General features: G+C 54.4%; 11 protein-coding genes. 3 read left to right on the forward strand and 8 right to left on the reverse strand.

Annotated features, from left to right (window positions below; genetic code table 11):
• Positions 1-99 precede the first annotated feature (99 nt).
• From IAE30_RS15235 to glpE, 3 genes are read right to left on the reverse strand one after another with little or no spacing between them, the layout of a single operon-like run.
• Positions 100-858, reverse strand: coding sequence for a DeoR/GlpR family transcriptional regulator (locus IAE30_RS15235; protein WP_034819687.1), 759 nt, complete (start codon positions 856-858; stop codon positions 100-102).
• A 41-nt stretch (positions 859-899) separates the two neighbouring features.
• Complete coding sequence (gene glpG / locus IAE30_RS15240; protein WP_038644257.1) at positions 900-1,724, reverse strand: rhomboid family intramembrane serine protease GlpG; 825 nt, start codon at positions 1,722-1,724, stop codon at positions 900-902.
• A 32-nt stretch (positions 1,725-1,756) separates the two neighbouring features.
• Positions 1,757-2,083, reverse strand: coding sequence for a thiosulfate sulfurtransferase GlpE (gene glpE, locus IAE30_RS15245; RefSeq protein WP_045833772.1), 327 nt, complete (start codon positions 2,081-2,083; stop codon positions 1,757-1,759).
• 228 nt (positions 2,084-2,311) lie between these two features.
• Between glpE and glpD the strand changes: the two genes are divergently transcribed.
• Positions 2,312-3,820 carry a glycerol-3-phosphate dehydrogenase gene (glpD, locus tag IAE30_RS15250; RefSeq protein WP_200680307.1) on the forward strand — a complete coding sequence of 503 codons (1,509 nt, stop codon included), beginning with the start codon at positions 2,312-2,314 and terminating at the stop codon, positions 3,818-3,820.
• Positions 3,821-3,999: 179 nt separating this feature from the next.
• Here the strand turns inward: glpD and iolE are convergent, their stop codons facing one another.
• The 3 genes from iolE to iolD all read right to left on the reverse strand — a co-directional run bounded on the left by iolE (position 4,000) and on the right by iolD (position 8,040).
• Entirely contained in the window at positions 4,000-4,896 is an 897-nt protein-coding gene (gene iolE / locus IAE30_RS15255) for a myo-inosose-2 dehydratase (protein WP_045814078.1), read from the reverse strand.
• A gap of 46 nt (positions 4,897-4,942) precedes the next feature.
• The gene (locus IAE30_RS15260) at positions 4,943-5,956 is read right to left on the reverse strand and encodes a Gfo/Idh/MocA family protein (RefSeq protein ID WP_038644253.1); all 1,014 of its coding nucleotides are present in this window, start codon (positions 5,954-5,956) and stop codon (positions 4,943-4,945) included.
• A 149-nt stretch (positions 5,957-6,105) separates the two neighbouring features.
• On the reverse strand, positions 6,106-8,040 hold the full coding sequence (iolD, locus tag IAE30_RS15265) for a 3D-(3,5/4)-trihydroxycyclohexane-1,2-dione acylhydrolase (decyclizing) (RefSeq protein ID WP_200680309.1): 1,935 nt from the start codon (positions 8,038-8,040) through the stop codon (positions 6,106-6,108).
• A gap of 547 nt (positions 8,041-8,587) precedes the next feature.
• Here iolD and iolC point away from each other — a divergent pair.
• A complete protein-coding gene (iolC, locus tag IAE30_RS15270) occupies positions 8,588-10,501 on the forward strand; it encodes a 5-dehydro-2-deoxygluconokinase (protein ID WP_200680311.1) in 1,914 nt (637 codons plus the stop codon).
• 207 nt (positions 10,502-10,708) lie between these two features.
• Positions 10,709-11,554: a MurR/RpiR family transcriptional regulator gene (locus IAE30_RS15275; protein WP_045833767.1), complete on the forward strand. Its 846-nt coding sequence runs from the start codon at positions 10,709-10,711 to the stop codon at positions 11,552-11,554.
• Between the two features lie 159 nt (positions 11,555-11,713).
• Here IAE30_RS15275 and iolB read toward each other — a convergent pair whose 3' ends face one another.
• Together iolB and IAE30_RS15285 are read right to left on the reverse strand one after the other, a co-directional pair.
• Complete coding sequence (iolB, locus tag IAE30_RS15280; protein WP_200680361.1) at positions 11,714-12,532, reverse strand: 5-deoxy-glucuronate isomerase; 819 nt, start codon at positions 12,530-12,532, stop codon at positions 11,714-11,716.
• A gap of 25 nt (positions 12,533-12,557) precedes the next feature.
• Positions 12,558-14,063, reverse strand: a complete 1,506-nt coding sequence (locus IAE30_RS15285) for a CoA-acylating methylmalonate-semialdehyde dehydrogenase (protein WP_038644250.1) — start codon at positions 14,061-14,063, stop codon at positions 12,558-12,560.
• Between the last annotated feature and the right edge of the window lie 171 nt (positions 14,064-14,234).

Genomic DNA, 14,234 nt, shown 5'->3' on the forward strand with positions numbered 1-14,234 from the left:
CAGAGAAATGCGGATGAAGGGAAAAAAAGTGGATTTAAGCGTGGCGCTCAACCTGATGCGACCCTGCGGGCGGCACTGTGACCGCCCCGGCAGGATGGATTAGCAGAGTTCGAGATGGACTTCGTGTTGCTCAATCACCTTCAGCACGCTGGCAGGCGGCGTCTGATCGGTATACATATAGTCAATCAGGCTCATATTCCCCAGGTTCACCATCGCATTACGGCCAAACTTAGAATGGTCCACCACCAACATCACGCAGCGTGAGTTTTCGATTATCGCGCGTTTGGTGCGTACTTCGTGGTAATCGAACTCCAGCAGTGAGCCATCCATATCAATACCGCTGATGCCGAGAATGCCGTAGTCGAGGCGGAACTGGGAGATGAAATCCAGCGTCGCTTCGCCCATGATGCCACCATCGCGCGTACGCACTTCACCGCCGGCGATGATCACGCGGAAGTCCGGTTTCGCCATCAGCAAAATGGCCACGTTGAGGTTGTTAGTCACCACGCGCAAATTGTTATGGTTAAGCAACGCATGCGCCACCGCTTCAGGCGTGGTGCCGATATCGATAAACAGTGTGGCACCATCGGGGATCTGGCTCGCCACACGCTCGGCAATGCGCGCTTTCTCCGCCGACCACATCATTTTACGATCCTGCCATGCGGTGTTTTCAGAGCTGGAAGGCAGCGCCGCGCCGCCGTGATGACGCTGGATTTTATTCTGATCGGCCAGATCGTTCAGGTCACGCCGAATGGTTTGCGGGCTCACCTCAAAGTGATCCACCAGCTCTTCCGTACTGACATATCCCTGGCGTCGCACCAAATCGATAATGGCGTCATGACGTTGCGTCTGCTTCACATCTCTCTCCTCGGCTCAGAGCCGTTTTCTTTTTATACCTGCTACCGACGTGCCACATTGCGCGTATCGACAAACGCCATTGCCAGGCCGACCAGCAAGCCGGTGACATGTGCAGCGTTAGCAATCGACAGCCCAAAAGCGCCGTACCAGCCAATAATCAGCCATACAATAGCGAAGCCCATCAGACCGCGCTCCAGATAAATGCCACTTTCGGGATCGCGCTCGCCACGCAGCCAGCAATAACCCATCAGCGCATACACCACGCCCGATAGTCCGCCGAACAGTACACCGCTGAATTTAGCCTGCATCCAGCCGCTCAACAGCGCGGAAATGAGCATAATCACAAACAGCTTGCCGCTGCCAATACGCTTCTCCACTGCGCCACCGAGATACCACCACCACATCAGATTGAACAGGATGTGCAGCAGTGAGAAGTGCAACAGCGCATGGCTAAACCAGCGCCACACCTGGAAATACTGCGAGGAGTCAGCAGGCCACGCCAGCCAATCCAGCGCCACATCATCACCGACAATCTGCATCATGATGAACACCGCCACGCAGGCGATCATGATCGTCATGGTGAGCGGGCCTGCGCGTTCACGAATATTCGCCCAGATGTTGCTGCGTTCATAGCGCAAGCCACTTTCGGTACTGCCTGTATGCCAGCTGGCGGCCTGATAGCGTGGATGATTAGGGTCGCGTACGAACTGGGCAAGTTCGTTTTCAACCATCTCCAGCCTGGCTTCATCATCCAGCATAATGACATAGTGGCTTTCGCGCTCAATACGCAGCGTGACGCCGCGCGTTGCCATGTAATCCACAAACGCCTGCGCCATACGCGGGTTGTTGAACTGAGTAATGCGCATCGTGCGGGTTCTCCTTCCTTTATGTGATCGTCTCAGACGCCGCCAGTGGCCACCTGCGCGGGGAAGACGGCACGCCAGGCGTCAAAACCGCCATCGATGCTATACGCTGCACTGAATCCCTGCCCTAACAAGAACTGCGCAGCACCTTTACTGCTGTTGCCGTGATAGCACATCACCAGCACCGGCAACGCATGATTCGCCTGCGCGATAAAATCCGCCAGATTGTCATTCGACAGATGCAACGAGCCTGTCGCGTGGCCCATGGCAAAGCTTTGTGGGTCGCGAATGTCCACCAGCTGTGCGCCTTGTGCCAGGTGCTCGTTAGCCTGCTGAACCGAAATACATTCGAAGTTTTCCATGGTGTCTCTCATAAGGTCGTCACAATTAGCGCCTAGTTTAACCTGAGAATCCGTCGCGATAACCTGACAAAAGTTATGGCTATGGATTTTTTTTCCTGCAGGGATGTTAGCTATATCACGCAAAAATGTTTTTATTGAGTTAAGCGCTGGCATCAATGTTGGTTTCCGATTATTATTACGCTCGAAAACGAACATTTTAGAACTATTCCGAACATCGGAGGAGATGACGTGGAAACCAAAGACCTGATCGTGATCGGCGGCGGCATTAACGGAGCCGGCATTGCAGTGGACGCTGCAGGACGCGGACTGTCAGTGCTGATGCTGGAGGCGCGGGATTTGGCCTGTGCAACCTCCTCCAACAGCTCTAAATTAATCCACGGTGGCCTGCGCTACCTGGAACATTACGAATTTCGTCTGGTGGGCGAAGCGCTGGCCGAACGTGAAGTGCTGCTGAAAATGGCACCGCACATTGCCTTCCCAATGCGCTTCCGCTTGCCACATCGCCCGCATCTGCGTCCGGCGTGGATGATTCGCCTTGGCCTGTTTATGTACGACCGCCTGGGTAAACGCACCACCTTACCGGGCAGTAAAGGCCTGCGTTTTGGCGCGGAATCGGCCCTTAAGCCTGAGATCACGCGCGGATTCGAATATTCCGACTGCTGGGTGGACGATGCGCGCATGGTGGTACTTAACGCGCAGGAAGTGGTGAAACAGGGTGGCGAAGTGCGCACCCGCACCCGCGTTAACCGTGCATGGCGCGAAGGCGGTCTCTGGATGGTGGAAGCGGAAGATATCGATACCGGCAAAATTTTCACCTGGCGCGCTAAAGGCCTGGTCAACGCCGCTGGCCCATGGGTGAAGCAACTGTTCGACGATGGTCTGAAACTAAAATCACCCTATGGCATTCGCCTGATCAAAGGCAGCCACATTGTGGTGCCGCGCGTACACCGTGAAAAGCAGGCTTACATCCTGCAGAACGAAGATAACCGTATCGTGTTTGTGATTCCGTGGATGGACGAATTCTCTATCATCGGTACGACGGATGTGGAGTACAAAGGCGATCCGAAAGACGTGAAGATCGATGACAACGAAATTAGCTATTTGCTGAAAGTGTTTAACGGACACTTCAAACAGCAGCTGAGCAAAGATGACATCGTCTGGACTTATTCTGGTGTGCGTCCGCTGTGTGATGACGAATCGGATTCTCCGCAGGCCATCACCCGTGATTACACGCTGGATGTGCACGATGACAACGGCCAGGCGCCGCTGCTGTCGGTGTTTGGCGGTAAGCTGACCACCTATCGTAAACTGGCAGAACACGCGCTGGAGAAACTGGCGAAGTACTATCCCAACGCTGGCCCAGCCTGGACTAAATCAGCAGTACTGCCAGGCGGTGATTTCTCTGGCACCCGTGAAGATTACGCCGCAGGCTTACGTCGTCGCTATCCGTTTATCAGCGAAGGCATGGCGCGCCACTTTGCCCGTACCTACGGCAGCCGCACCGAAGAACTGCTGGCTGGCGCAAGCAGTCTGGCGGATCTGGGCGAGAACTTCGGCCACGAGTTTTATGAAGCTGAATTGCGCTACCTGGTGAAAAATGAGTGGGTGCGCGAACTGGATGATGCGATCTGGCGTCGTACCAAACAAGGTATGTGGCTGACAGAAGCTGAGCAGGCGCGCATTAGTGAGTGGCTGGCAGAACACGGTCAGAAACCGGCGCTGTCGCTGGCATCTTAATCCTGGCCAAATAAAAGGCCGTTATCCTGAAAGGGATAACGGCCTTTTTTATTGTATCTGACGGTCAAAAGAGCGCGATAAATCGCGCCGCTACAATGAAGTGCACATACCGATGAATCAAATCGCTACAACGGAAGTGCACAATCCGTAGCGGCACAATTTATTGTGCATCAATGAACTTATAAGCCAGTATTCTCGCGAATATATTTGCGCGCTTTCACCGCATATTCGAACGGGTTGGCCAGTGCCGGATCCTGCTCCGCTTCCACCACCATCCAGCCTTTGTAGCCGTAATCGTCGAGGATTTTGAACACCGGTTTGAAATCAATCACGCCATCGCCCGGTACGGTGAAGGTGCCTTTCTTCACGCCATCGAGGAACGACAGGGATTTCTCGCGCACTTCGGCCACCACGCTGTCACGCACATCTTTGAGATGCACATGGAAAATGCGCGGCAGGTATTGGGTCAGCACATCCAGCATCGCCTGCTGCGAACCTTCGGAATAGTAGATGTGGCCAGTGTCATACAGCAGGCCGACATTCTGATTGGTCGATTCCATAAAGCGATCGATTTCCGCTGGGGTCTGAATGCCGGTCCCCATGTGATGGTGCAGCGTTACGCGCATGCCCTTCTTCGCCGCGATTTCAGCCAACTCGTTGTAGCCTTCCGCCGTCAGACGCCACTCTTCATCCGTGAAGATCGGTTTCTGCTCCAGCACCGCCAGCGTGGTGCCCTGAATACTTTTGCTTTGTTCAGAGCAGCCAATCACGCGCGCGCCCATGGCGTGCAGGAAGTTCATGTGATGGGTGAACTCGTCGATGGTTTTCGCCTTGTCACCGTTGGCGAAGAAAGTGCTGAACCAGGCATTGCAGATTTGGATACCACGAATATCCAACATCGGTTTCAATACTGCGGGATCTTTCGGGTATTTACTGCCGACTTCACTGCCGGTGAAACCTGCCAACGCCATTTCGCTCACCGTCTGCTGGAAGGTGTTTTCGCTGCCCAGCTCTGGCATGTCATCGTTGGTCCAGCCGATTGGCGCAATCGCCAGTTTTACATTGTCTTTGTTCATTTCAATTCCCTGATTCTGAGAGAGAAGTGTTAGCGCACGGATTCAGTTATTTGGCGTAAAAGTCTGGACGCGCTGGCATGGTCACCGGCTCAATAGCGCCGCTGTTCTGGGCTTTATGGCACGCATCCGCCGCAACGGAAGCGGCAAACCCATCCCAGGCGGAAGGACCGGTCAACTTGCCCGCCGTGGCGTCATTGATGAAGGCCTGCAGTTCAACGTCATAGGCCTCAATGAAACGGTCTTTCCAGTCAGTGAGCAGCGCATTGCCGAGACGCGCGTTTTTGCGCATCTGAATTGAGGAAGGCTCAGGCAGTTTGGCAATGCCCTCTTCGCCCACCACTTCACACTGAATGTCGTAGCCGTATGCGCAGTTCACGAAGATCTCGACATCAATACGAATGCCCTTCTGGGTTTCGAACAGTACGATTTGCGGATCTTTCAATTTGGCGTGGCTCTTCGAGGTGGAACGCGGGAACACCACCTGCACCGATTTATAATCGTCTTCGGTCAACCAGCGCAGCACGTCCAGCTCGTGAATCAGGGTGTTGGTGATCGCCATATCGGTGGTGTAATTTTCGCCCACGCTCTGGTTGCGGTGCGCACAGTGCAGCATCAGCGGCTCGCCGATTTCACCGTCAGTGATCACTTTCTTCAACGCGCGATAGCCTGAATCGTACGGACGCATAAAGCCCACCTGCACCAGGCGTTTACCGTGTTTAATTTCGGCATCAACGATGCGGCGGCAGCCTTCGGCGCTCATCGCCAGCGGCTTCTCGCAGAACACCGGCTTGCCAGCAGCAATGGCGGCGAGGGTGAATTCTTCGTGGGTCGGATCCCATGATGTCACCAGAATGGCATCCACCTCCGGCGAGTTAATCACCTGATGACCATCCTGATACACCTCAGCTTCGATATTCAGACGCTGCAGCGCCGCACGGGCCCCTTCCACGTTGATATCTGAAACCGCCACCACTTTCGCGCCCTGCAACACATTGTTGCAGCGACGAATGTGATCCTGACCAATTGCACCGGTACCAATTACACCGAGTTTGAGCGTCATAATTACACCTGTAGAGTCGGATAAGTATGCCCTTCATATTTCAAGATGCAGGTGCGTTGGCTGCTCTCGTTGGCCGCCTTCCTGACTCTCGAATTATTTGGGGTACATAGGGTTAAACAAGGCCGGCGAACGCCGGCCTAAAAAGGGTGTTAGTACTTACGTGCTTGTTCGATATGCACGTTAAGCTTGTCAGCGACTTCCTGCGTGCGTTCAGACGTTGAAGTCTGAGCCACACCAACGTGCCACCAGCTAAAATATTTGTGAATCATGGTTTTTGGCAGCACTTTGATGTCGAACAGCACTGAAACGGTCTGTTTCTGCGCGTCAATCAGTGCAGCTTCCAACTGTTCCAGCGTGGTGATGCGATAAGTTTTACAGCCGTAACCGCCCGCAATCGCCGCGAAATCGACCGGAATAAAGCCGCCATCCAGCTTGCCGCCTTCCGGGTTGCGGAAACGGAACTCGGTGGTGAAGCTGTCCATGCCGTGTTCCATCTGCAGGTTGTTAATACAGCCGTTGGTCATGTTATCCAGCAGCACCACGTTGATTTTCGCGCCTTCCTGAATCGAGGTGACCAGCTCGGAGTGCAGCATCATGAACGAGCCATCGCCAACCATCACGTAGACTTCACGCTGCGGCTGCGCCAGCTTCACGCCCAACGCGGCGTTGACTTCGTAGCCCATGCAGGAATAGCCATATTCAACGTGGTACGAGTTGTAATCTTTGGTGCGCCACATGCGTTGCAGGTCGCCCGGCAGACTGCCCGCTGCCGCGACAATCACTGCATCCTTTGGGAGCTGCTCGTTTAAGGTGCCCAGCACACTGCTCTGCGTCAGCACTGACTGCGTCAGGCGCTCAAACTCAGTAAACAGCGCTTCACGGTCAATGTGATCGGCGATTTCGGGAATAAAATCGTCGGTGTTATAAGTGGCGGCATACACACGCTGCGTCTCTTTCAGCAGCTTCCTTTGTGCCTGCTCAACCTGACCGCCCCAGTGGTTCTCAAAGCCTTTCAGTCCGCTTTCCAGTGCAGTCAACCCTTCACGCGCATCCGCTAGCAACTGCACTGCATCGAGCTTGTAGCTGTCGAAATTGCTGACGTTGATGTTGAGGTAGCTCACTTCAGGATTCTGGAAAATCCATTTCGAAGCGGTGGTGAAATCGGTGTAGCGCGTGCCGATCCCGATTACCAGATCGGCTTCTTTCGCCAACAGGTTAGCCGCCAGACAACCGGTTTCGCCGACGCCACCCACATTCAGTGGATGATCAGAAACAATGGTGCCTTTACCGGCCTGTGTTTCCGCAAACGGGATGTTAAAGCGCTCCGCGAATTTCAGCAGCGCGGCACCGGCATCAGAATATTTCAGACCGCCACCCACGATAATCAGCGGCTTGTGTTTACGCGCAATCAGCGACAGAGCATCTTCCAACTGGGCAGCGGTCGGCAGACGGCGATCCAGACGGTGCACACGTTTCTGGAAGAAATATTCCGGGAAGTCCCAGGCCTCACTCTGCACGTCTTGCGGCAGCGCGATGGTCACGGCACCGGTCTCCGCCGGATCGGTCAGCACACGCAAGGCATTAATACAGGCAGTCATCAGCTGTTCAGGACGGCTAACGCGGTCCCAGTATTTGCTCACCGCGCGGAAGGCGTCGTTGGTACTGATGCTGAGATCGTGGCTCTGCTCGATCTGCTGCAAAACGGGATCGGGCTGACGCGTGGCGAACACATCGCCCGGCAGCAGCAATAAAGGAATGCGGTTGGCGGTCGCCGTGGCAGCTGCGGTGATCATGTTCGCCGCGCCCGGTCCCACTGAAGAAGTACAGGCAATAATCTGACGACGCAGTGACTGCTTGGCGAAACCAATCGCCGCATGCGCCATGCCCTGTTCATTACGACCTTGATGCACCACCAGATCGCCGCTGTCCTGCTCCAGCGCTTGCCCCAGTCCCAGCACGTTACCGTGGCCGAAAATGGCAAAAATGCCTTTCACAAATTTGGTTTCAACGCCGTCAACGTTCAGATACTGGTTATCAAGAAATTTCACCAGCGCCTGTGCCGTGGTAAGTCTGATTGTGCCCATATGCTTCTTCCTTTACATGCTGGTACCTGACGTGAGGTACAACGCGGTTCGGGTTTTCACTGCCGTTACGGCACCCGCGGATAAGTGAAACGTGTGGCGATTATAAACAAATATTTTTTTCATTAAACGTAATTACAGAAGAAACATTTCATTTTGCGATGGAGATCAAATTCAGCGATGAAACGTTGCCAGCGGAGGCCGTTGCAGGGGTAAAAGTGGAATGACAAAATAGCATTTTAACAAGATAGCGAAATTTCATTTCACTTCAGTAGCTTCCTTTATTCACAGCCATTTTCCTGCGACCTGGCTCACAAGCCAGAGCATCAGTGAAACTGATGCTAAACAGCGTGCCGTGATAGCGCATTGTGCAGAGTTTTACCTCGGTCACAAAATCGCGATGGATGTTTCATTTCATATTGTATTTGGAATTTTTATTCCTCATACTGCGACCATAGCCAATCAGGCACCTTGAGAACCCGGAAGCATAGCGCTTGATGTTGGGCGTTTTCGCCCCAGTGTCTGCTTATCACAGAAGGAAACCACAGGTATGAGTACACAACAGAAGCGGCTTGATGTGATTTGTATCGGACGCATCGCCGTCGACCTCTACGGTCAGCAAATCGGATCACGTCTGGAAGATATGACCAGCTTTAATAAATATCTGGGCGGTTCTTCCGGTAACGTGGCCTATGGAACAGCCATTCAGGGCTTGAAATCAGCCATGCTGGCACGCGTAGGGGATGAACATAACGGCCGCTTTCTGCGAGAAGAATTGCAGCGCGTAGGTTGTAACACCGATGGGCTGATCACCGATAAAAACCGCCTGACCGGCCTGGTGATCCTCGGTATTAAAGATGAAGATACCTTCCCGCTGATCTTCTACCGCGACAACTGTGCCGATATGGGCCTGGTGCCGGATGACATTAAAGAGGAATTCATCACCTCCTCTCGCGCTGTCGCGGTCACCGGTACGCATCTTTCACATCCGCAAACCCGCGCTGCGGTGCTGAAAGCATTGGATATCGCCAAACGAAATGGTCTGCGCACCGCACTGGATATCGATTATCGTCCGGTGCTGTGGGGCCTGACGTCACTGGGCGATGGCGAAACGCGTTTCGTTGAATCCGGTGAAGTCACGAAACAGCTGCAGGAAGTGCTGCACTATTTCGATTTGGTGGTAGGAACGGAAGAAGAGTTCCATATTGCCGGCGGCAGCACGGATACGCTGACAGCACTGAAAAATGTGCGCCAGGCAAGCAAAGCCACGCTGGTGTGTAAACGTGGACCCTTGGGTTGCGTGGTGTTTGAAGGTGATATCCCGGACAGCTGGGAACAGACCAAACTGCAAACCGGTGTGCGCGTAGAAGTCCTGAACGTGCTGGGCGCAGGCGATGCCTTTATGTCTGGCCTGCTACGCGGCTGGCTCAACGATGAAAGCTGGGAACAGGCTTGCCGCTACGCCAACGCCTGTGGTGCGCTGGTGGTCTCACGCCACGGTTGCGCGCCAGCGATGCCAACCAAAGAAGAGTTGGACGATTTCCTCGGTCGCGATAAAGATGTAAAACGTCCGGATTTGGATGCGCGACTCAACCATCTGCACCGCGTCACCACGCGTAAACAGCAGTGGCCAGAACTCAACGTGTTCGCCTTTGACCACCGTAAGCAGTTGGCCGATATGGCACGTGAAGCGGGCGTCAGTGAAGATAAGATCCCGCAGTTGAAACTGCTGCTACTGCAGGCGGCACAGGAAGCGGCCAACGAAGCAGGCTTAAATGAGAAGAGTGGGATTCTGGCGGATACCACCTACGGCCAGAAAGCGCTGAACGCCATTACCGGCAAAAACTGGTGGATTGGCCGACCTATCGAACTGCCAAGCTCGCGTCCCCTGCGTCTGGAGCACGGCAACATCGGTTCGCAACTGGTCGACTGGCCGGCAGAGCACGTGGTGAAATGCCTGGTGTTCTACCATCCGCACGACAGCGCCGAGCTGCGTAAAGAGCAGGATGAACTGGTACTCGATGTGTGGAACGGTTGTAACAAGAGCGGGCATGAGCTGCTGCTGGAACTGATTCTGCCGGAGAGCAATCCTGACCGTAATGAAGCGTACTATTACAACATGCTGAGCCACTTCTACAGCCTGGGCATTCAGCCGGACTGGTGGAAGCTGCCACCGCTGTCGGCGGAGAGCTGGCAGGCCATCAGCGGGCTGATCGAACAGAACGATCCCCACTGCCGCGGCATTCTGCTGCTCGGCCTCGATGCACCGGAAGAGACGCTGAAAGCCGGTTTCGCGGCGGCGGCGCAAGCGCCGTGGGTGAAAGGCTTTGCCGTCGGACGCACAATTTTCGGCCAACCGTCACGCCAATGGCTCAACGGTGAACTGGATGATAAAGCGCTGATTGAAACGGTGAAGGGCAACTATCTGCGACTGATTGGCTACTGGCGCGCGGCGCGTGGCTGACAGGGTTTAATCACAGTTAAAAGCGGCTCGCAAGAGCCGCTTTTTTTATTGGCTTTTGCCTTCTCGCTAATCACTTCTTTTTGTGAGGCATTTCATAAACCGATGAAATAAGCGTCACGATAGCGTCAAACAAATGAAATTTTCCATCCATCTGGTACTATAGCGCTCATTATCCAGCCATATCTTCTTTTTTGACGGGCCGAAGTCATGACCAATAATCCAACCCAATTAACCTTGTTACAGGACGATATCCGTCGCCGCTATGAGACGCTGAGTAAACGCCTGAAGCAGGTGGCTCGTTATATTCTTGATAACAGCAACAGCATTGCTTTCGATACCGTCGCTTCCATCGCGCAACAGGCCGATGTGCCGCCCTCGACGCTGATTCGCTTTGCCAACGCATTTGGCTTCAGTGGTTTCAACGAAATGAAACAGGTTTTCCGTCAACATCTGATGGAAGAAACGGTGAACTACACCGAGCGCGCCCGTCTGTTCCGCCAGACCGCAACGGATGACAGCGCCAGTTCTCCTGAGAGCCCGGTTGAGATTCTCAACGTATTCACCATGGTGAACAGCCAGGCATTGCAGCAGCTAGCCATGCAGGTCAATCCGGACCAGCTGAACAAAGCGGTGAAAATGCTGGATGAAGCCGAGAATATCTACATCATTGGCCTGCGTCGCTCATTCAGCGTTGCGTCCTATCTGGTGTATGCACTGCGCCATCTGGAGCGTCGTGCGTTTCTGATCGACGGTCTCGGCGGCATGTTTACCGAGCAGTTGAGCATGGTGAATCCCAAAGATGTGGTGATTGCCATCAGCTACTCGCCATATGCGCGTGAAGCGGTTGAGCTGGTTGAGTTGGGTGCCAAACGCGGCGCACATCTGATTGCCATCACCGACAGCCAGGTGAGTCCGCTGGCCGCCTTCAGCGATGTATGTTTTGTGGTGCGCGAAGCGCAGGTTGATGGCTTCCGTTCGCAGGTCGCCTCACTCTGTCTGGCGCAGACGCTGGCGGTTTCATTAGCGTTGAATAATACCAACACCGGCGAATAACTTCGCCGAGCGTTGCACATCAAAAAGGGCAGCCATTTGGCTGCCCTTTTTACATGTGTCATTCATATCTTGCGATGTTCTGGCAGGTGCGCATCACTGCACACCCAACGACAAGCGTATCGCTAGCCGATAAGGTCGCCATTATGGCGACCTGCGACTTTATTTGCTGCGCGGGTACTTATCGCTGTTCACCCAGGCGTGATCTTTTTCCCAGGTAAACTTCCACAAACGCACCGGACCGGCCATCACGTTCAGATAGTAGTTATCGTAACCCGCAATGGTGGCCACCGGATGGTAGCCACGCGGGACGGTCACCACATCGCGGTTATACGGCGCCATGCACTCGTCGAGTGAACGGTCGTCGGTATACACGCGCTGCATCGCGAAACCAGGCTCTGGATCGAAACGGTGATAATAGGTCTCTTCCAGATAGGTCTCATCCGGGCTGGTTTTCTGGTCATGTTTATGGCTCGGGTACGAACTGGTCGCGCCCTCGTCGGTATACACTTCAACCACCAGCAGGCTGTCGGCCTCTTTGTTGTCCGGCAAAATGTTGTGCACCAGACGCTGATTGCGCCCTTTACCACGGTGCTCCACACCCACATCTTCCGGTGCAATCAGGCGCGCAGGCAGGTTGCCTTTGCTCGGCGCATTACACACCGCCAGTTCCAGATCGCTGTCGGCGTAGACTTCTACTTCATCATCGTGCGGCACATACACCGAGTACGGTGGAATACGCTCGAACGGTGACAGGCGTTTGCCGAGATTGGGAAACTCCGCGTTGCGGGTTTTCACTGAAGCAAAACCCGCCACCAGCACCAGGCACAGCTCTTTATCGCCGCTGCTGAGTTTCAGGCTTTGGCCCTTCTTCAACAGATAAGCATCAAAACCGACATACTCCCAGCCCGCACTTTCCGGCGTGACGTGCTGAATACGGCCGTTGCTGTCTGGCTGCTGTGCTTTCGAAATCAAAGACATCATCGATCTCCTTGTTAGAGCGAGATTAGCCCAGCGTCGGCATGCTGAACTCTGAAACAGTCTGCTGACCGCTCGGCCAACGCACGGTGGCGGTTTTCATGCGGGTGTAGAAACGCACGCCGTCTGGACCGTGCACGTTCAGGGCACCGAACACTGAGCGCTTCCAGCCGCCGAAGCTGTGGAACGCCATTGGCACCGGCACGGGAACGTTAACGCCTACCATGCCCGCTTCCACGTTCTGCACGAACTCACGCGCGGTGTGGCCGTTGCTGGTGAAGATGGCGCTGCCGTTGCCGAATTCATGGCTGTTTACCAGCTTCAGCGCGCTGTCGAAATCGGTAGAACGCATGATGCTCAATACCGGTCCGAAGATCTCTTCGCGCCAGATCACCATGTCCGGGGTAACGTTATCAAACAGGGTGCCGCCCACGTAATAACCCTCTTCATGGCCTGCGACTTTCACGCCACGACCATCTACCACCAGTTTTGCGCCTTCGGCTTCACCTTTGTCGATGTAGCCCAGTACTTTCTTCTGATGTGCGGCAGAAACCACCGGGCCCATTTCGTTCTCTTCAGCACCTTTCTGGATACCGGGGCCGATGCGCAGCGCTTTGATCAGTGGAGTCAGACGCGCAATCAGTTTGTCAGCAGTATCATTGCCCACTGCGACAACCACAGGCAGCGCCATGCAACGCTCACCGGCAGAACCAAAGGCGCCGCCCATGATAGCATTCACAGTGGCATCCAGATCGGCATCTGGCATCACGATAGCGTGGTTTTTCGCCGCACCAAACGCCTGCACACGTTTACCGTGGGCGCTGGCGGTTTTGTAGATATGCTCGGCCACGCCGGAAGAGCCGACGAAGCTCACTGCCGCAATACGCGGATCTTTGTACAGCTGCTCAGCATCTTCGTTAGACGAGTGCACCACGTTGAACACGCCATCCGGCAGTCCCGCTTCTTTCAGCAGTTCAGCCATACGCACAGAGGCTGATGGATCCAGCGCCGGTGGCTTCAGGATAAAGGTGTTACCGCACGCCAGTGCGATAGGGAACATCCACAGTGGCACCATCGCCGGGAAGTTGAAAGGCGTAATACCCGCGACCACGCCAACCGGCTGCATCAGCGAGTAGCTGTCCACGCCGGTGCCGACGCTTGGTGAGTTTTCACCTTTGATCAGATGCGGGATTCCGCAGGCAAACTCGATCACTTCGATACCGCGCGTCAGCTCACCTAACGCATCCGACCACACTTTGCCGTGCTCAGACACAATCAGCGCAGCCAGCTCGTCACGGTGTTTTTCCATCAGTGCTTTGAAGTTGAACATCACACGGGCACGACGCAGCGGCGCAGTTTTCGACCATTCAGGGAACGCGGCATGGGCGATTTCGATCGCTTTTTCCACTTCAGCAGCGGTGCTCTGCGTCAGTTCACGCGCGACTTTGCCGGTGGCTGGATCGTATACCGGGATGGTTTCATTGCTGGCGCTGTGGGTAATTTTGCCGCCGATAAAGTTTCCTACGATAGTCATGTCGTTGCCTCTTTGATGTGAAGTTCCCTGCAGGCAGTCGGTTATCACTGCTACACCACCTGACCAGGCAATACGAAAAGCGTGCTATGAAGCTATTACAATGAAATAAATTTTTCAAATACTTCTTTTTGGAAAATTTCCTTTTAGCGGCATGGATCGCATTTTTCCCGC

Source organism: Pantoea sp. S61 (assembly GCF_016625145.1).
In the GTDB taxonomy this organism is placed as follows: Bacteria; Pseudomonadota; Gammaproteobacteria; order Enterobacterales; family Enterobacteriaceae; genus Pantoea; species Pantoea rwandensis_B.